Origin of the sequence: Flavobacterium psychroterrae (assembly GCF_018380615.1) — a bacterium.
Lineage (GTDB): Bacteria > Bacteroidota > Bacteroidia > Flavobacteriales > Flavobacteriaceae > Flavobacterium > Flavobacterium psychroterrae.
On sequence record NZ_JAGYVZ010000098.1, the window covers coordinates 1 to 262 of the forward strand.

General features: G+C 38.2%; 1 pseudogene. It reads left to right on the top strand.

The features are described 5' to 3' along the window. A pseudogene (locus KHA90_RS25965) lies at nucleotides 1–262 on the top strand (hypothetical protein); the annotation flags it as partial.

The window sequence follows — 262 nt, forward strand, 5'->3', positions numbered from 1 at the left end:
TCGGAACAATTGTTTAAACGTTTTCAACAGCAAGTAATTACTAAATTTTGGTTCTCAGACGGACAAGGTGTGACGGTAAAGCGTGATGATAACAAAATGAACACTGATTTTATACTCGAAAACAAATGCTTTCTAAAAACGGTTGAAGAGTTGCAAAAAGCTTGGTTGGCAGCGGTCAATATATGGAACGATAAACAACACCCTCATTTTGAAATGAGCCGTAGTGAGGTTTATCAGCACGAAATGCCAATGAAGGAGCCTT